Origin of the sequence: Bacillus sp. NTK071, assembly GCF_017303315.1 — a bacterium.
Lineage (GTDB): Bacteria > Bacillota > Bacilli > Bacillales > Guptibacillaceae > Guptibacillus.
The window spans coordinates 39,173-57,915 of the sequence record NZ_JAFKOI010000009.1 but is presented as its reverse complement, the minus strand read 5'-3'; the positions used below and the strand labels follow the sequence as shown (position 1 = coordinate 57,915).

The following is an 18,743-nucleotide window of genomic DNA, read 5'->3' as shown; positions in this document are numbered from 1 at the left end:
TTGATGGATGAAGAGAAAAGTTGCGGTATTACCCGGTGATGGAATTGGTAAAGAAGTAATGGAAGGAACGATGAAAGTTCTCAGTGCCGTAGCAGATCGATTTGGCCATACGTTCGAATTTCACAAAGGGAGAATCGGTGGGGACGCTATTGATCAAGATGGCGAGCCTCTACCAGATGAAACGCTTCGCATCTGTAAAGAAAGCGATGCTGTTCTTCTAGGTGCTGTAGGCGGTCCAAAGTGGGAGAGCCTTCCCGGTCATCTTCGTCCTGAACGAGGTCTTCTTGGTATTCGTAAAGAGCTTGGATTATTTGCTAACCTTCGACCAGTTACAGCGTTTGACAGTTTACTAGATGCATCTCCGCTTAAGCCTGACCGTATTAAAGGTGTTGATATGTTAATCGTTCGAGAGTTAACAGGTGGCCTTTATTTCGGTACACCAAGTGAACGTCGAAACGGTGGAGACGAAGTTGTTGATACCCTTCACTATACAAGGTCAGAAATTGAACGAATTGTTGAGCAAGGATTTGAAGCAGCAAGTAAACGACGTCAGAAGTTAACAAGTGTTGATAAAGCGAATGTTCTTGAATCAAGCCGAATGTGGAGAGAAGTTGTGGATGAGAAAGCAAAAGCTTATCCAGAAGTGAAAGTTGAGCACATGCTTGTCGATGCTGCAGCGATGAAAATGGTTCAAAATCCATCTCACTTTGATGTTATCGTAACAGAAAATCTATTCGGCGATATTCTTAGTGACGAAGCTTCTATGATTACCGGATCGCTAGGAATGCTTCCTTCTGCTAGCTTACGGAGTGATGGCTTTGGAATGTATGAACCCGTCCACGGTTCCGCACCAGACATTGCCGGTAAAAACCTTGCGAATCCGCTTGCGATGATTTTATCAGGCGCTATGATGCTAAAGTATTCTTTTGAAATGCATGACGAAGCAGATGCGATTGAGAAGGCAGTTAAAGAAGTGCTTGATGCAGGTTACTACACAACTGACCTTGCAAATAGTTCTACAAAAGCACTTGGAACAGATGCCATGATTAAGAAAGTCATTTATCAGTTAGAAGAAGCTGATGCAACAGCTGGCATCATGGAAGCATACGCTTGATGACGAAAGGTAAGAGGAGGATGGGTGTGGAGCCGAAAACAATTATTGAGAAGATTTGGGATAAACACGTTGTTCATGAAGAAGAAGGTAGCCCGGATCTATTATATATCGATTTGCATCTTGTTCATGAGGTTACTTCACCGCAGGCTTTTGAAGGCCTGCGGATGAATAACCGCCGCGTTAGGAGACCTGATTTAACCTTTGCAACGATGGATCATAATGTTCCAACGATAGCGCGTCATATTATTAATGACCCTGTATCTAAAGTTCAAATGGAGAAACTTGAAGAGAACTGTAATGAATTCGGAGTTGAAATTGCTGATATAAACCACCCAGATCAAGGGATTGTTCATGTTATTGGACCTGAACTTGGCTTAACCCAGCCTGGAAAAACAATTGTTTGTGGCGATAGTCACACGTCCACACACGGTGCCTTTGGTGCCCTTGCTTTTGGAATTGGTACGAGTGAGGTTGAGCATGTGCTCTCGACACAAACGCTGTGGCAATCAAGGCCGAAAACGATTGAAGTACGTGTCAACGGACGTTTAGGGTCAGGTGTTACCGCTAAAGACTTAATCCTCGCTGTAATCGCTAAGTTTGGTGTGAATGCTGGAACAGGTGCTGTCGTTGAGTATACTGGTGAAGCAATTCGTAATATGACAATGGAAGAACGAATGACGGTTTGTAATATGTCCATTGAAGCTGGCGCGAAAGCGGGGCTCATCAGTCCTGATGAAACAACATTCTCCTACTTGAAAGGGAAACGACACACTCCTTCAGGAGACGCGTTTGATGAAGCAGTAGCTGAATGGAAAAAGCTAGCTACAGATCCAGGTGCAGAGTATGACGAAGTGCTTGAGATTGGTGCTGAAGAAATTGAACCACAAGTGACATGGGGAACGAATCCTTCAATGGGATCTTCTGTATATGCAAGAGTTCCATTTCCAGAAGATTATGAGGATCCAGGTGATCAAAAAGCGATTAAACAAGCACTTGCTTATATGGATCTTAAACCAGGAACACCGATACAGAATATTGAAATCCAATATGTATTCATTGGATCTTGCACAAATTCTCGATTGAGTGACCTTCGCTCAGCTGCTGAGATCGTTCGAGGGCGAAAAGTTCATGAAGGGGTAACCGCCCTAGTTGTACCGGGCTCCAAATCTGTTAAAGATGCTGCTGAGGCTGAAGGTCTTGATACAGTTTTCAAGGACGCAGGCTTTGAGTGGCGCGAGGCTGGTTGTAGTATGTGCCTCGCAATGAACGATGATATTGTTCCTCCAGGTGAGCGTTGTGCCTCAACGTCAAATCGGAATTTTGAAGGCCGACAGGGAAATGGAGCCAGAACACATCTCGTCAGTCCAGCGATGGCTGCTGCAGCTGCGATAGAAGGAAGATTTACGGATGCAAGGAAAGTAAAACCGTTAGTAGTGTAAAAGGAGTGAGTAGTCCTGGAACCAATTAATGAATACAAGGGTGTTGTTTATCCCCTTGAACAGGTTAACGTTGATACAGATCAAATTATTCCAAAGCAGTTCTTGAAGCGGATCGAGCGACAGGGCTTCGGGCAGTTCCTTTTCTATAACTGGCGATTTGACGATGATGGTCATCCTCGTGACGATTTCAATCTAAACGAAGAACAGTACAGAAATGCTTCAATTTTAGTAGCAGGAAAGAACTTCGGTTGCGGTTCGTCAAGAGAACATGCCCCTTGGGCACTACTCGATTATGGATTTAAAGTTGTAATCGCTCCAAGCTTCGCTGATATTTTCTATAATAACTGTGTGAAAAATGGTATTCTACCGATTGCTTTAAAGCAAGAAACCATCTCACAACTATTCTCTAAAGCAAGAAACGGTTATGAACTTTTTGTTGAATTAGATAAGCAACAAGTCAGTGATGAGAATGGCCCGATTGATTCATTTGAAATTGATCCTTACTGGAAAGAGATGTTATTAAATGGATGGGATGAAGTGTCACGAACCCTTTCATTAGAAGATCAAATTAAACTATATGAAGAAAAACAATTTGTAGGAGAGTGAATGACGTTGGGAATTACCAGGAGAAATATGGCGTCCATGTCGTAAATGCAATGGAAAATTTGCTGCAAGCTGTTCATCGAACACCTCTACAGCAGTCAACAACATTAAATGAAATCACACATAAAGATGTCTTTCTGAAGATGGAGAATTTACAGCGAACAGGTTCCTTCAAAATTCGGGGTGCCTATAATAAAGTATCTATGCTAACGGATATTGAAGCAGCGAGAGGAATTGTTGCAGCATCTGCCGGAAACCATGCTCAGGGAGTCGCTCTTGCTGCAAGTGAACGAGGAATTAAAGCGAAAATTTTCATGCCTGTTCATACCCCAATTAGTAAAATTGAGGCAACTCGTTCGTACGGTGCAGAAATTGTGCTTGAAGGTGAATCTTACAATGAAGCGTTCAAAGGTGCAGAGCGAGAGCAAAAAGAGCGTGGAGCTACATTTGTTCATGCCTTTGATGACCCGGATGTAATGGCAGGACAAGGTACAGTAGCACTCGAAATGATGCAACAGTGCCCTGATCTCGATACCATTCTTGTTCCAGTTGGAGGCGGTGGCTTACTCGCTGGTATGGCATTAGCTGTTAAGTCGTACTTTCCACACGTGAAAATCATTGGTGTGCAAGCTTCAGAAGCATCTGCAACATGGAATCGCTTTAAGGGTACTGGGCCTAAAGTCCTTCACTCTGTTCGATCAATCGCAGATGGAATTTCTGTTAAAGAAGCTGGTAAATTAACCTACCCTATTATTGAGCAGCTAGTAGACGACATGGTAACAGTATCAGAAGAGGAGATTGCTACTGCGATCATATTTATGCTTGAGCGGCATAAAACGCTCGTTGAAGGTGCGGGGGCAGCTTCCTTAGCAGCTATTCTTTGCAAAGCAAATCAGATGGAAAGTCTTAGAGTTGGCGCAGTTATTAGTGGAGGAAATGCGGATATCGAGAAATTTTCTTCTTATAAAAAGCTTGCTGAGCGTGCCAAAACCATCAGAAAAATAAGCTGATGGTTTTCTCATTGCCGTTATGAACGTAATATTTTAGATTATTCCGACTTTTTGCTCAGTAATTGACAGTCACATAGTCCCATGCTAAAATTCAGTTTAGTACTTAACCACAGTAAAGTAATTTGAATTTTATATCTCTTATTCAGAGAGGTGGAGGGACTGGCCCTATGAAGCCCGGCAACCGTCAAACAACTGTTTGAGAAGGTGCCAATTCCTGCAAAGCATATGCTTTGAGAAATGAGAGGAAGACATCGTTTATTCCATGCCTTTCTGCTCATTGCAGGAAGGCATTTTTTCTTTATAAGTGCTAAAGATAAATAATGAAGATAACGAAAGCGATTATCTTTCTATATGAGGGAAGTGAGACATGTGATTGAGCTAAAAGGCATTAATAAAACCTTCTTTTCGAAATCTGGGAAAGTGGAAGCCGTAAAAAACGTAAACCTTTCTATTGAAAAGGGAGAGATTTATGGAGTCATTGGATACAGTGGTGCTGGTAAGAGTACGCTCATTCGGATGCTAAATCTGTTGGAAAGACCAACGGATGGTACTGTCACGGTGGCTGGTAGTAACTTATCCTCTTTAAATGAAAAGAAGCTACGATTAGCAAGACAGGAAATTGGGATGATCTTTCAACACTTTAATATTTTGTGGTCTCGAACAGTAAGAGATAACATTGCGTTTCCGCTTGAAATATCTGGCGTATCGAAGGAAAAGCGTAAAAAACGTGTCGACGAGTTGATCCAGCTTGTTGGACTTGAAGGTCGTGAAAATGCTTATCCCGCGCAGTTGAGCGGTGGTCAAAAGCAGCGGGTAGGTATCGCAAGAGCACTCGCCAACAATCCAAAAGTTCTATTGTGTGATGAGGCTACATCTGCCCTTGACCCTAAAACGACAGATAGCATTCTTGAACTATTGACGCAGATCAACAAGAAACTAGGACTTACCATCGTATTAATTACTCATGAAATGCACGTAATTCGTAAAATTTGTCATCGGGTAGCTGTTATGGAGAATGGCAATGTTGTTGAAGAAGGATCTGTTCTAGAAGTCTTTCATCACCCGAGAGAAGAAATTACAAAAGACTTTGTGAATCAATTGAGTGAACCTGAAGAAATGAAGGAATCGATTGCACATCTAGCAGCTAGTAAAGATGGAGAACTTGTTCAATTCACATTTATTAAAGGCAAGACAGGATCACCACTCGTTACAGAGTTAATTCGTAGATATGATGTCGAAGTGAACATTATTCAAGGAAAGATCTCACATACGCAAGATGGTCCTTACGGAAAGCTTTCTGTGTTTATGAAAGGGAACCAACCTGTCATAGATGAGGCACTTGCCTATGTTCGTGGGCAAGGTGTGGAAGCGGAGGTGATTTCGAATGATTGAGTCACTATTTCCAAACGTGAATTGGGACAATATGTGGGAAGCTACACTTCAAACGATGTATATGACGGCCATATCTGTCCTGGCAACATTTATATTAGGTATTGCTCTTGGTCTTCTGTTATTCCTAACAACTAAAGGGAATATTTGGGAAAATAAGCTTGTGAATGGAATAATAGCTGGCATTGTTAACTTATTCCGCTCCATTCCGTTTATTATTCTGATTATATTGCTTATCCCGCTATCCGTTTACATTATCGGTACGATGTTAGGGGCTAATGCCGCATTACCAGCACTAATTGCTGGGGCAGCACCTTTCTATGCCAGAATGGTTGAAATTGCATTAAGAGAAGTAGATAAGGGAGTTATTGAAGCGTCTCAATCTATGGGGGCATCAAATGGTGCTATTGTTTTTAAAGTACTACTTCCTGAGGCGATGCCAGCACTTATTTCTGGTATCACTGTAACAGCAATTGCGCTCGTCAGTTATACGGCGATGGCAGGTGTCGTTGGAGCAGGTGGCCTTGGAAACTTGGCATATCTCGAAGGCTTCCAACGAAATAACCCTGATGTTACGTTAGTTGCTACTGTCTTGATATTAGTTATTGTTGCTATTCTTCAGATTGCTGGAGACTTAACAACAAGAGCAATAGATAAAAGATAAAGAGGAGAGAAGGAGAGATTCAGTTATGAAGAAGATATTGTCAATCTTAGCAGTTCTTGCTTTAGCGGTACTCGCAGCATGTGGTGCTAACAACAGTAACAGTGAAGGTTCATCAGGCGAGGGAGAAGAATCGAACAAGCTTGTAGTAGGTGCATCAAATATTCCACACGCAGAAATTCTTGAGGAAGCAAAGCCGATGCTGAAAGAAAAAGGCGTCGATCTTGAAATTAAGACGTTCCAAGATTATATTCTTCCAAACAAAACACTTGCTAATGGAGAATTGGATGCAAACTATTTCCAAACGATTCCTTACATGGAACTTCAAATGGAAGAGAACGAGAATTATGACTTTGTAAATGCTGGTGGAATTCACATTGAACCAATCGGTGTGTACTCACAAGATTATAAAAGCTTAGAAGAACTTCCAGAAGGCGCACAAATTATTATGAGTAACTCAGTTTCTGACCACGGACGTATGCTTTCTCTTCTCGAAGCACAGGGACTTATCACGCTTAAAGAGGGTGTGAAAGCAGCAGATGCAACGGTAGAAGATATTGCTGAGAATCCTAAAAATATTGAATTTAAAACAGATGTTGAAGCATCTCTTCTTCCACAGATTTATCAGCAAGGGGAAGGCGATGCAGTTATGATCAACACAAACTATGCCATTGACGCTGGATTAAATCCACAAGAAGATGCGATTGCACTTGAAGATTCTGATTCTCCATATGTGAATGTGATTACCGTTAACAAAGGTGACGAAGACAAAGAAGCTGTCAAAACACTAGTTGAAGTTCTTCGTTCTGAAGAAATTCAGAACTTTATTAAAGAAGAGTATGACGGTGCTGTTGTACCAGTAAACGAATAAAGAACAAAAGGTTCTCCACAAATGTGGAGAACCTTTTCATTTATTTATATTGGAAAATAGGCTCCATGGCTTTTTTTAATGTTTGTGCTGAGTGATGGAATTTTTCTTTTTCATTAGGATCGAGGTCTAGTTCAATCACTTCTCTTACCCCACTGTTATTTACGATGGCAGGAACACCGATGTAAATGTCGTTCTGTCCGTATTCTCCTTGAAGAAGGGTGGATATGGTAAGAATCGAATTCTCATTCCGAATGATGGCTCTTGTTAATCGAACGAGTCCCATCGCAATTCCGTAGTAGGTAGCACCTTTGCGATTAATGATATGATAAGCAGCGTCGCGTACATTAACAAAAAGGTCATCAAGCTCGTTTTTTGCACTACTATTGTTCTCGATTAAAGAAAGAATTGGTCTGCTTCCAATTGTCGTATGACTCCAAATTGGCACTTCAGTATCACCATGCTCTCCGAGAATATAGCCGTGAACATTTCTCGAATCCACTTTGAAATACTCACCTAATAAGTATCGAAACCTAGCTGTATCAAGAATAGTACCTGAGCCAATCACACGTTCCTTTGGTAGACCAGAGAACTTCCAAGTTGCATAAGAGAGAGCATCAACAGGGTTCGTCGCTACGATAAAGATCCCATCAAAACCATTCTTCATCACACTTGAAACAATGTTTTCGAAAATTGCAGCGTTCTTATCAATCAGATCAAGTCTGGTCTCTCCCGGAGCCTGGTTTGCTCCAGCAGCAATAACAACGATGTCTGCTTCAGTGCAATCTCCGTAATCACCGGCCCATATTTTCATTGGAGCACCAAAAGGAAGTCCATGATTCAAGTCTCTCGCTTCACCTTCTGCTTTTTCTTTATTTAAATCGATTAACACGAGTTCATTCACAAGTTCTTGGTTTAATAAAGAAAAGGCATAGCTTGTTCCAACAAAACCTGTTCCAATAAGTGCAACACGAGTCGTTTTTCCTTCAGACATGAGATCCACTCCTTTTTAGGTTTAGTACCAAGGTTATAAGTAATACTCTACCCATTAATTGGGCGTCGCTCACATGGGAACACTCGCTAGTTCTTTTTCTGGAAAGCTCTTTCTGAAAGCAAATTGTTTTTGAAAGAAGTTTTGTGAGAAAACCACATTTCGCTGATTGGAGCGCAAATCGACCACTACCTCTCAATAAAACAGACTCCTTGAAAATTTCATGGATAGCTTAGTTCTTGTCTTCTCATACTAACATGGAATAAATAGAAGGAGGAATGCGTCTTGAAGCAAGAACAAGAATTTAACAATTTCTCAGAAGCGGCGCTGCATGATTATAAAGAAGGACTTGGGATGTTTACTGAGAAAATGCCTCAGCTTGCTAAGAAGTACAGTGCATTTACAGAAGCATGTTTTAAAGAAGGGGCAATAAGTCAGAAAGAGAAACAAATGATTGCACTTGGAATTTCAATTTTTTCACAGGATGAGTATTGTATTATCTACCATACAAAGGGCTGTCTTGATCAGGGATGTTCTGAACAAGAAATCCTTGAAACGGTTGGTGTAACAGCTGCTTTTGGCGGTGGAGCAGCGATGAGTCAGGCAGTTACGCTTGTTCAAGAATGCATCAAAGATCTAGGTCAAATGACGCATTAATAAAACGAGTTTCTTCTATTATATATGCGGTCTATACAGAAGATATTGAAATAGGGTGGATATGAGAGAGAAAATAAGAAAAAGAGTTTTTTATTAATTCAGAACTCTACTTATGCTTCTATAGACTTCCTCAACCCTGTAAATGCTGTTTGTAGCTACTAATTCAACGTGGTAAAGTATCCTTGTAAGCAAAAAAGATTTGAAAGGATTGATTCATTATTAGCCCCATGCGGTTAAACCACACACCTGAAATGGAAAAGGCGATGTACCAGTCTCACGGAGTAGGTTATGCGGAGTATAGCCGGAATTTCAACAAACGAATGGAAATTGAACGAGACCGTGAGATGAATCACCGTCGAAGTCTTAAAATGGTAAGTGAATTCGACCGTAGACTATCTAAATGAATCAGCATCCAGAAGTAACATAACTTGAAAAACCAGTCGACCGACTGGTTTTTTATATTGAGCAAAGTAGTTCATTCATTGTGTGGTCTACTATTAAATGGTAGTCTTAACAAGGGATAAATCGAAAATAATCACCTTTCATTCTCATTCAGGAATAGCGATAGATCTTGTAGAGAACGCTAGAAAGTATGATCCTTCGGTTCCTTGATATTAGTTTGGATTTGTTATAAAATTAGAATGAAAATAGATTGAGAATGACTCAGCACACATTCCTTGACATACACCTTATAGATACTACAATAAGGAAGGAATAGTATAAACGTTATTGGAGGTATTCACAAATGGCAGCATCAACTCTTAAGATTGAAAATCTTCATGTTTCCATTGAGGGAAAAGAGATTCTTAAAGGATTAAACCTTGAAATAAATGGTGGAGAAATCCACGCAGTAATGGGACCGAACGGTACAGGTAAATCTACTCTCGCGTCAGCAATTATGGGACATCCAAAATACGAAATCACTGAAGGCAGTGTCTTCCTTGATAATGAAGATGTACTTGAAATGGAAGTTGATGAGCGTGCAAAAGCTGGACTCTTCCTTGCTATGCAATACCCAAGTGAAGTAAGTGGCGTAACAAACGCTGATTTCCTTCGTTCTGCAATTAATGCTCGTCGAGAAGAAGGCGATGAGATTTCACTAATGAAATTCATCAAGACGCTAGACAAGAAAATGGCAGAGCTTGATATGGGAGAAGAATTCGCTCAGCGTTACCTTAACGAAGGTTTCTCTGGTGGTGAGAAGAAGCGTAACGAAATTCTTCAACTTATGATGCTTGAACCAAAAATCGCAGTTCTAGATGAGATTGACTCTGGTCTTGATATCGATGCACTTAAAGTTGTTTCTAAAGGCGTTAACGCTATGCGTAGCGATGACTTTGGTTGCTTAATCATTACACACTATCAGCGTCTATTGAACTACATTACACCTGATAAAGTACACGTCATGATGCAAGGTCGTATTGTGAAGTCTGGTGGCGCGGAACTAGCTCAGCGTCTTGAGGCAGAAGGTTATGATTGGATTAAAGAAGAACTTGGAATTAAAGACGAAACAGTTGGTCAAGAAGCGTAAGCGGTAAGGAGGATGACAATGTCAGTGGATACGAAGATTGCATTCGATCAAGATTACATTAAATCTTTTTCAGAGAAACGTCAGGAACCGAAATGGATGGAATCCCTGCGTTTAAAGGCTTTAGAGAAGTCAGAAAACCTTCCTATGCCAAAGCCTGATAAAACGAAAATCGATAAGTGGAACTTCACTTCATTTAAACACGATGTACCTGCAGACGCTATTTCTTCACTGGAAGATCTTCCAAAAGACGTACGTGATCTCGTTGCTAAAGATCAGCAATCAGGTAATCTTCTCGTGCATCGTAACGCTACACCTGTTTTTAATCAGCTTTCTGATGAGCTGAAAGGACAGGGAGTTATTTTCACAGATATTCAAACAGCTCTACAAGAGCACGGTGACCTTGTCGAGAAGTACTTCATGAAGGACGTTATGAAAGTAGACGAGAATCGTCTAACTGCTGTTCATGCGGCACTACTAAACGGTGGAACATTCTTATATGTACCTCGTAACGTTGAAGTAGACGTTCCTATTCAAGCTCTATATTGGCAAGAAGATCCTGAAGCAGGTCTATTCAATCACGTGATTATCGTTGCTGAAGATAATAGTTCAGTCACATATGTGGAGAACTATCTTTCTTACGGAAATGATGTAGAGTCTGTTGCCAATATCATTGCTGAAGTACACGTAGGGCAAAACGCTCGTGTAACATTTGGTTCTGTTGATAACTTTGCTAAGGGAGTTACAACTTACGTGAATCGTCGTGCGAACGTTGCTCGTGACGGTAAAGTAGACTGGGCACTCGCTCAAATGAATGATGGTAATACGGTATCTACAAATACAACACACCTTATTGGTGATGGTTCGAACGCTGACTCTAAGACGGTCACGATTGGTCGCGGAGATCAGAAGCAGAACTTCACGAATCAGATTTTCCACCACGGTAAAAATTCTGAAGGTGTTCTACTTGTACACGGTGTTCAAAAAGATAGTGCAAGTGCGATCTTTAACGGTGTTACAAAGATCGAGCATGGCGCGAAGAAATCAAACGGTGAGCAAACTCAGCGCGTTCTTATGATGAATGAGAAAGCACGTGGAGATGCTAACCCAATTCTTCTAATTGATGAAGATGATGTTATGGCTGGTCACGCAGCGTCTGTGGGTAAAGTTGATCCGATTCAGCTTTATTACTTGCAAAGTCGCGGGATCTCTCGCCATGAAGCAGAACGTTTAATTATCCACGGTTTCCTTGCACCAGTTATTAACGAACTTCCGATTGAAGGCGTTCGTAAACGTGCGGTTGAGGTTACTGAAGGGAAAGTAAATTAATGATGAATGTCCAGGACATTCGCAAGCAGTTTCCCATTTTACATCAAGAGGTAAATGGGAAACCTCTTGTATACCTTGATAGTGCAGCAACGTCTCAGAAACCAGCTCAAGTGATTGATGCAGTTGAGCGTTACTACAAGGAAATTAATTCAAACGTTCACCGTGGTGTTCATACGCTTGGCACACATGCAACAGATGCCTATGAAGGTGCACGTGAAAAGGTACGTGAGTTTATTCATGCTTCTTCAACAGAAGAAATCATTTTTACTCGCGGAACAACTACAGCGCTTAATATGGTAGCGTCAAGCTATGGACGTGCAAATCTTCAAGAGGGTGATGAAGTTGTTATCACACCGATGGAGCATCACAGTAACATCATTCCGTGGCAACAGGTTGTGAAGGCAGCTGGAGCCACTCTTAAATATATTCCTCTTCAACCTGATGGAACAATTGCACTTGAAGACGTAGAAAAAACGGTAACAGCGAACACGAAAATCGTTTCTGTTATGCAGGTTTCTAATGTGCTTGGAACAATTAACCCGATTAAGGAAATTGCGGCCATTGCTCACCAAAACGGTGCCGTTATGGTTGTTGATGGGGCTCAAAGCACACCACATATGAAGATTGATGTGCAGGATCTCGATTGTGATTTCTTTGCCTTCTCTGGACATAAGATGTGCGGTCCGACTGGAATCGGTGTTCTTTATGGTAAGAAACAATTACTAGAAGAGATGGATCCGTTTGAATTCGGAGGAGAAATGATTGATTATGTAGGTCTATATGACTCAACATGGAAAGATCTTCCTTGGAAGTTTGAAGGCGGTACTCCGATTATTGCAGGTGCAGTCGGTCTAGGAGCAGCCATTGATTTCTTAAATGAAGTTGGAATGGATAACATTCAGCAGCATGAGTCACATCTTGCTAAGTATGCAATGGAGCAGCTATCCACAATTGAAGGCGTAACAATATACGGACCTGAAAATCGTGCTGGCGTTGTAACCTTCAATAGTGACGAAGTTCATCCACACGATGTGGCTACTGTACTAGACACAGAAGGCATCGCCGTGCGCGCCGGACATCATTGCGCTCAGCCGCTAATGAAGTGGCTTGAAGTATCGGCTACAGCACGTGCTAGCTTCTATCTATATAACACAGAAGAAGACGTGGATACATTTGTAGCAGGATTACGAAAAGCAAAGGAGTTTTTCGGTAATGTCTTTTAACAATCTAGACCAGTTATATCGACAGGTCATCATGGATCATTATAAGAATCCAAGAAATAAAGGGGAGCTTGAAGAAGGCGACCTTAAAATAAATATGAATAACCCTACATGCGGTGACACAATTCAGCTACAGTTGAAAGTCGATGATGGGAAAATTTCGGATGCGAAGTTTATTGGAGAAGGTTGCTCTATAAGCCTGGCATCTGCCTCAATGATGACACAGTCAGTCAAAGGGCTCGAAGTTGATCAGGCTATGAAATTGTCTGGAATTTTCTCTGATATGATGCAGGGCAAAGAGTATGACGAAGAAGAATTCGATCTTGGTGATATTGAAGCACTTCAAGGCGTTTCGAAATTTCCTGCTCGAATTAAATGTGCAACACTCTCTTGGAAAGCAATGGAGAAGGGTTTCAAGGAACAGGGTGAGGCTTAACTCGCTTCCAGGTGTTGTCATCGTTTCTTTTTCATACTAGAATGGTTGAAAGAGAACAACAGCCAAACACTGACATGTGTAATGTCAAGGAGGGAAATATAATGGCTAAAAAAATGCCTGAAGTTGGCGAATACCAGTATGGTTTTAGTGATAAAGACGTTTCAATTTTCCGCTCAGAGCGTGGGTTAACTCCTGAAATCGTTAAAGAAATTTCTCGTATGAAGGATGAGCCTAAATGGATGCTTGATTTTCGTTTGAAATCGCTAGAGCATTTCTACAGCATGCCAATGCCTCAGTGGGGCGGTAATCTTGCTGATCTTGATTTCGATGAAATTACGTACTACGTAAAGCCTTCTGAGAAGTCTGAGCGATCTTGGGATGAAGTACCAGAGGAAATCAAAGCAACATTTGATAAGCTTGGTATCCCAGAAGCAGAACAAAAATACCTTGCAGGTGTTTCTGCACAGTATGAATCTGAAGTTGTTTACCACAACATGCAAGAAGATCTTGAGAATATGGGTATTATTTTCAAAGATACAGATACTGCTCTTAAAGAAAACGAAGACCTTTTCAAAGAGTATTTCGCGAAAACAATTCCTGCAACGGACAATAAGTTCTCAGCTCTAAACTCTGCTGTATGGTCTGGTGGGTCGTTCATCTACGTTCCTAAAGGTGTTAAAGTAGATACGCCTCTTCAAGCGTATTTCCGTATTAACTCTGAAAACATGGGACAGTTTGAGCGTACGCTTATCATTGCAGACGAAGGTTCTTCTGTTCATTACGTTGAAGGGTGTACTGCACCTGTTTATACAACAAACTCTCTACACAGTGCTGTTGTTGAGATCATCGTTAAGAAAGACGCATACTGCCGTTATACAACGATTCAGAACTGGGCTAACAATGTGTTTAACCTTGTTACGAAGCGTGCTGTTGCGGAAGAAAATGCAACGATGGAATGGATCGATGGTAACATTGGTTCAAAACTTACGATGAAGTATCCAGCTGTTATCTTGAAAGGTGAAGGCGCACGAGGCATGACCCTTTCAATTGCTCTTGCGGGTAAAGGACAGCACCAGGATGCAGGAGCTAAGATGATTCACTTAGCACCTAACACATCTTCAACAATCGTATCGAAATCCATTTCGAAGCAAGGCGGTAAAGTAACATACCGTGGTATCGTACACTTTGGCCGTAAAGCTGAAGGCGCTCGTTCGAACGTTGAGTGCGATACGCTAATTATGGATAACGAGTCTACTTCTGATACAATTCCTTACAACGAAATCCTTAACGATAACATATCACTTGAACACGAAGCGAAAGTATCGAAGGTTTCGGAAGAGCAGCTCTTCTACTTGATGAGCCGCGGTGTGTCTGAAGAAGAAGCAACTGAAATGATCGTAATGGGCTTTATCGAGCCATTTACGAAAGAACTTCCTATGGAGTATGCGGTTGAAATGAACCGTCTCATTAAATTTGAGATGGAAGGTTCAATCGGTTAAGCATTATTATGAAACGAACCGGATTTTCCGGTTCGTTTTTTTAGTATGCGGGAATAGATGATTATCTTGAATGAAGCTTACTGGAAGGCTCTTTTCTAAAAGATTGTTGTTTTAAAAGAGGTTTTGAAAACACACACACTTCGACGTTGATTGGAGCGGAAGGTGCTCGACTCCTGCGGGATAAGCGGGACAGGTGAGACCCCACAGGAGCGTAAGCGACGAGGAGGCTCACCGCCCGCCCCGCGGAAAGCGAGCATCCTGAAGCGGAAATCAACCACTCCTTTTATAGCAACAATGTTTTTAAAAGAGCATTTTGGAAAGGCTCTTCTGCTTCTTCCTTGCTATTTTCTTACCTTCACATGAAAATAGAAGTAGAAGTATTTTAGTTATATCGACTACCGATTGAATAATTTCGAATGTTCCATTGAAGATGAAAGGAAGGGTTGCATGATTTACATAGGCGTTACAGGATGGGGCGATCATGATGATTTATATCCACCTGGAGTCAAAAGCAATGAGAAGCTTTCAATATATGGTTCCCATTTTCCAATTGTTGAAGTAGATTCATCTTTCTATGCTGTTCAGCCTACAAGGAATTTTCAGAAGTGGGCGGATGAAACACCTGAAAGTTTTCGTTTTGTAGTGAAGGCTTATCAGGGTATGACAGGTCATCAACGTGGAGATGTACCGTTCGATACAAGAGAAGAAATGTTCCAAGCTTTTATAGATTCTCTGACTCCTATTCAGAAAGCAGGTAAGCTTGCGATGGTGCTGTTTCAGTTTCCACCGTGGTTTGATGTGAATAAGGAGAACGTGGACATATTAAGAGACTGTAAGCGACGAATGGGGGACATTCCTTGTGCAGTAGAATTTCGTCATCAATCCTGGTATCATGAAGCTTTCTATGAAAAAACGCTTCGTTTTCTCGAAGAACAGGGATTTATCCACACAATTTGCGATGAGCCACAGGCAGGAGAAGGATCTGTTCCTCTCGTTATGGAAACGATTGATTCGAATCAAGTCCTCGTACGTTTACATGGACGAAATGTGAATGGATGGACAAATCCAGGCAATCGCCATAATTGGAGAGACGTTCGTTATTTGTATGATTACAACCATGAAGAGTTAATGGAATGGAAAGAGCGTATTCGTCAGTTGGAAGAAGAATGTGAGAATGTCATTATATTATTTAACAATAATTCAGGTGGTCATGCTGCAGGTAATGCGAAGAAGATGATTCAAATGCTTGGTATAGAGTATACAAATCTAAATCCGAAGCAACTTGATCTTTTTGAAGAATAAGGAGATTTTAAGATGATAACCTGGATTTTATTAGTTCTTATTGGTCTGGCTGCCGGTACAATCGGTAGTCTTGTTGGTCTTGGTGGTGGTATTATAATCGTCCCAGTACTTCTCATCATTGATCAATACACAAATTGGCTACCGCCTTTATCTCCTCAATTAATTGTAGGAAGTTCGATCGTTGTACTTGTTGCAATTGGACTTTCATCTACATTAGCATATATGAAGAAGAAAAGTGTGGATTATAAAAGTGGAGCGCTCTTCTTTCTAGGAAGTGGACCAGGAGCCATTTTGGGAGCCTGGTTAAATAAATTTATTGAAGTAGATTATTTTTCTATCTATTTTGGGGTATTTATGGTGCTTGTTTCCATATTATTAATGATAAGGAATCGTTTACGCCCAATGAAATTGAATGGACAATTCACTCGTTCTTTTACTAATTCTGAAGGTAAGAAAGAAACCTATCAATTTTCAGCTCCTGCAGCGGTCGTGGTTTCGTTCTTTGTAGGAGTTATCTCAGGATTGTTTGGGATTGGTGGAGGGTCCTTAATGGTTCCTGCGATGATCTTGCTATTTGGCTTCCCTATGACGGTGGCAGTCGCAACTTCAATGTTTATGATCTTCCTTTCAAGCATAACGGGTACACTTACCCATCTAGCACTTGGAAACGTGGAAGGCTTTCTCTTAATCGGATTAGTTCCAGGAGCGTGGGTTGGAGCCAAGTTAGGAGCATATATTAATCAAAAGCTATCAGACCAGACCGTTGTAGTTATTTTACGATGGATGTTAATCATTGTTGGAATTCGACTGATCTGGCAGGGAACTATGGGGTAGGAAAGGAAGATTGACTTGACTTGTAAAACACTAAATATCTATTATACAAATGATCTTCATAGTCACTTTGAGAACTGGTCTAAAGTGTCTTCTTTTATCAAAGAGAAAAAGAGGATGCATGAACTCCAGGGAACACCTTACTTACTTCTTGATCTTGGTGACCATTCTGATAAAGTCCATCCAATCACAGAAGGAACGGTTGGGAAAGGTAATGTGCAGTTACTCAATGATCTTCAATATGACTATGCTACGATCGGAAACAATGAAGGAATTACGTTCTCTAAGAAGGAACTTGAGGAATTATACACAGAAGCAGAGTTCGAAGTGATTGTATCCAATCTCTATCATCAAGATGGTACAAGGCCTTCGTGGGCAATTCCATATAAAATTCATGAACTGAGTGGTGTAAAGGTAGGCATCATAGGGATTACAATCCCGTATGAGCAGTTCTATTCTCTTCTAGGATGGACAATCGATTCACCTTATAACTACCTTCAGGAGCTTGTGAATGACGTTCGAGAGGAATCTGACGTTGTTATTCTTATGTCTCATATGGGGCTAGGGAATGACGAGCAATTAGCAAGAGAGATGACAGGGATAGATGTCATCATCGGTGCCCATACTCATCATGTTCTAAAGCACGGTGTTGTTGTAAATGATACGCTCATTACCCAGGCCGGAAAAAACGGCAACTATGTTGGGGAAGTAACGATTTCTTACGATATAGAACGTGAATATGTTCTTGAAAAAGAAGCATATGCTGTGTCTGTTCGTAATCGTAAAGAAGACGATCCTACACGAAAATACATCCAACATTTGAGTATTAAAGCACAAAATCTATTAGACGAGGTAGTATGTCGACTGGAACAACCGCTAGAAGCTGAGTGGTTTAAACGATCCGTATTACCCGATGAATTGGCCGCAGCCTTAAGAGAGTGGTGTCATGCTGATATCGGTATGATTAACTCTGGTATGCTACTTGATGGGCTTTCTGAAGGCAACATTTCTCGCGAAAACATTCATCGTATTTGTCCGCATCCGGTTAATCCTTGTAAAGTTATCCTCAAAGGTAGTGAGCTTCGAGAAATTATTTCCTACGCTATGACAGATGACATTGTGAATCTAAGTTTTAAGGGGCTTGGCTTTCGAGGAGAAGTAATGGGTATTATGGCGTTTGATGGCTTAGAAGTAAAAACTGTTTTAATGGAAGATGGTCTTCAACATGTAACGGACATTCTCCATAATGGCCAGCAGCTAGCATCTGATGAAGAATATGCTGTGGCTACAGCTGATATGTTTACGTTTGGGAAATTCTATCCTCAGATGAAGCATGCCAAAAAGAAATACTATTTACCTGAAATGCTAAGGGATCTTCTTGCATGGAGACTTGAGAACAGATACTAGAAACTTTCATATAGATATAGTGATAATCATTCAAGTCAGGAGGCGAGAATGAAGTGATTACTATGTCACCGATCATGATTGACGGTCATCCTTTTACAGCTGTTAGTATGCAGCTTCCGAAAACGAATTTTCTTGCGGTTATGAATGAGAATGGATATATCATGTGCGGAGCACTTGATGTGGCCTTACTTAACGAGAAATTGAGTGACCGGAAGATTATTGCAGGAAGAGCTGTAGGTGTAAGGACGATCGAACAGCTGCTAGATGCTCCACTTGAGTCTGTTACACATGAAGCAGTAGCGAGGGGCATTACAGTTGGTACAATAGGCAGAGATGCCATGCTTAAAATGATGTGAAAGAAGTCGTAGCAGTGCTACGGCTTCTTTCTTTTACTCCGGAAGACACTTTGTGCTATGGAAACGGCATTCTGGGGAAATTGTCCATACTTCTCTCCTTCTT

19 protein-coding genes and 1 riboswitch are annotated in these 18,743 nt (G+C 41.2%); of the genes, 18 read left to right on the top strand and 1 reads right to left on the bottom strand.

Annotation, left to right across the window (positions count from 1 at the left end; all coding sequences use genetic code 11):
* Window positions 1-7: 7 nt before the first annotated feature.
* The 7 genes from leuB to JI666_RS14315 all read left to right on the top strand — a co-directional run bounded on the left by leuB (window position 8) and on the right by JI666_RS14315 (window position 7,087).
* Complete coding sequence (leuB, locus tag JI666_RS14345) at window positions 8-1,114, top strand: 3-isopropylmalate dehydrogenase (RefSeq protein WP_206893005.1); 1,107 nt, start codon at window positions 8-10, stop codon at window positions 1,112-1,114.
* A 26-nt stretch (window positions 1,115-1,140) separates the two neighbouring features.
* Window positions 1,141-2,553: a 3-isopropylmalate dehydratase large subunit gene (gene leuC, locus JI666_RS14340; RefSeq protein ID WP_414635144.1), complete on the top strand. Its 1,413-nt coding sequence runs from the start codon at window positions 1,141-1,143 to the stop codon at window positions 2,551-2,553.
* 15 nt (window positions 2,554-2,568) lie between these two features.
* Window positions 2,569-3,159, top strand: a complete 591-nt coding sequence (gene leuD / locus JI666_RS14335) for a 3-isopropylmalate dehydratase small subunit (protein WP_206893150.1) — start codon at window positions 2,569-2,571, stop codon at window positions 3,157-3,159.
* Window positions 3,156-4,166 carry a threonine ammonia-lyase gene (gene ilvA / locus JI666_RS14330; protein WP_349769341.1) on the top strand — a complete coding sequence of 337 codons (1,011 nt, stop codon included), beginning with the start codon at window positions 3,156-3,158 and terminating at the stop codon, window positions 4,164-4,166. Before leuD ends, ilvA begins: the two co-directional genes overlap by 4 nt.
* A gap of 135 nt (window positions 4,167-4,301) precedes the next feature.
* A riboswitch (SAM riboswitch) is annotated at window positions 4,302-4,410 on the top strand.
* A 125-nt stretch (window positions 4,411-4,535) separates the two neighbouring features.
* Entirely contained in the window at window positions 4,536-5,558 is a 1,023-nt protein-coding gene (locus JI666_RS14325; protein WP_206893004.1) for a methionine ABC transporter ATP-binding protein, read from the top strand.
* A complete protein-coding gene (locus JI666_RS14320) occupies window positions 5,551-6,219 on the top strand; it encodes a methionine ABC transporter permease (RefSeq protein ID WP_206893003.1) in 669 nt (222 codons plus the stop codon). Before JI666_RS14325 ends, JI666_RS14320 begins: the two co-directional genes overlap by 8 nt.
* 25 nt (window positions 6,220-6,244) lie before the next feature.
* On the top strand, window positions 6,245-7,087 hold the full coding sequence (locus JI666_RS14315) for a MetQ/NlpA family ABC transporter substrate-binding protein (protein ID WP_206893001.1): 843 nt from the start codon (window positions 6,245-6,247) through the stop codon (window positions 7,085-7,087).
* A gap of 40 nt (window positions 7,088-7,127) precedes the next feature.
* Here the strand turns inward: JI666_RS14315 and JI666_RS14310 are convergent, their stop codons facing one another.
* Window positions 7,128-8,078 carry an L-lactate dehydrogenase gene (locus JI666_RS14310; RefSeq protein WP_206892999.1) on the bottom strand — a complete coding sequence of 317 codons (951 nt, stop codon included), beginning with the start codon at window positions 8,076-8,078 and terminating at the stop codon, window positions 7,128-7,130.
* Between the two features lie 351 nt (window positions 8,079-8,429).
* Here JI666_RS14310 and JI666_RS14305 point away from each other — a divergent pair, with 351 nt between their 5' ends.
* From JI666_RS14305 to JI666_RS14260, 11 genes are all read left to right on the top strand, one after another.
* The gene (locus JI666_RS14305; protein WP_206893145.1) at window positions 8,430-8,732 is read left to right on the top strand and encodes a carboxymuconolactone decarboxylase family protein; all 303 of its coding nucleotides are present in this window, start codon (window positions 8,430-8,432) and stop codon (window positions 8,730-8,732) included.
* A gap of 227 nt (window positions 8,733-8,959) precedes the next feature.
* A complete protein-coding gene (locus tag JI666_RS22075; protein ID WP_169749943.1) occupies window positions 8,960-9,136 on the top strand; it encodes a YuzK family famiily protein in 177 nt (58 codons plus the stop codon).
* 341 nt (window positions 9,137-9,477) lie between these two features.
* The gene (gene sufC / locus JI666_RS14300) at window positions 9,478-10,263 is read left to right on the top strand and encodes a Fe-S cluster assembly ATPase SufC (protein WP_206892996.1); all 786 of its coding nucleotides are present in this window, start codon (window positions 9,478-9,480) and stop codon (window positions 10,261-10,263) included.
* 18 nt (window positions 10,264-10,281) lie between these two features.
* Entirely contained in the window at window positions 10,282-11,589 is a 1,308-nt protein-coding gene (gene sufD / locus JI666_RS14295) for a Fe-S cluster assembly protein SufD (RefSeq protein WP_206892995.1), read from the top strand.
* A 2-nt stretch (window positions 11,590-11,591) separates the two neighbouring features.
* Window positions 11,592-12,812, top strand: a complete 1,221-nt coding sequence (locus JI666_RS14290) for a cysteine desulfurase (RefSeq protein ID WP_206893144.1) — start codon at window positions 11,592-11,594, stop codon at window positions 12,810-12,812.
* Window positions 12,802-13,245 (top strand): Fe-S cluster assembly sulfur transfer protein SufU, encoded by a 444-nt coding sequence (sufU, locus tag JI666_RS14285; RefSeq protein WP_206892994.1) that lies wholly within the window; start codon window positions 12,802-12,804, stop codon window positions 13,243-13,245. Before JI666_RS14290 ends, sufU begins: the two co-directional genes overlap by 11 nt.
* Window positions 13,246-13,346: 101 nt before the next feature.
* Entirely contained in the window at window positions 13,347-14,744 is a 1,398-nt protein-coding gene (gene sufB / locus JI666_RS14280) for a Fe-S cluster assembly protein SufB (RefSeq protein ID WP_206892993.1), read from the top strand.
* A 447-nt stretch (window positions 14,745-15,191) separates the two neighbouring features.
* Entirely contained in the window at window positions 15,192-16,046 is an 855-nt protein-coding gene (locus tag JI666_RS14275; RefSeq protein WP_206892991.1) for a DUF72 domain-containing protein, read from the top strand.
* A gap of 15 nt (window positions 16,047-16,061) precedes the next feature.
* Window positions 16,062-16,880 carry a sulfite exporter TauE/SafE family protein gene (locus JI666_RS14270; protein WP_206893142.1) on the top strand — a complete coding sequence of 273 codons (819 nt, stop codon included), beginning with the start codon at window positions 16,062-16,064 and terminating at the stop codon, window positions 16,878-16,880.
* A gap of 15 nt (window positions 16,881-16,895) precedes the next feature.
* Window positions 16,896-18,284 (top strand): bifunctional metallophosphatase/5'-nucleotidase, encoded by a 1,389-nt coding sequence (locus tag JI666_RS14265; protein ID WP_206892990.1) that lies wholly within the window; start codon window positions 16,896-16,898, stop codon window positions 18,282-18,284.
* A 62-nt stretch (window positions 18,285-18,346) separates the two neighbouring features.
* Window positions 18,347-18,640 carry a YunC family protein gene (locus JI666_RS14260; protein ID WP_211201520.1) on the top strand — a complete coding sequence of 98 codons (294 nt, stop codon included), beginning with the start codon at window positions 18,347-18,349 and terminating at the stop codon, window positions 18,638-18,640.
* Window positions 18,641-18,743 lie beyond the last annotated feature (103 nt).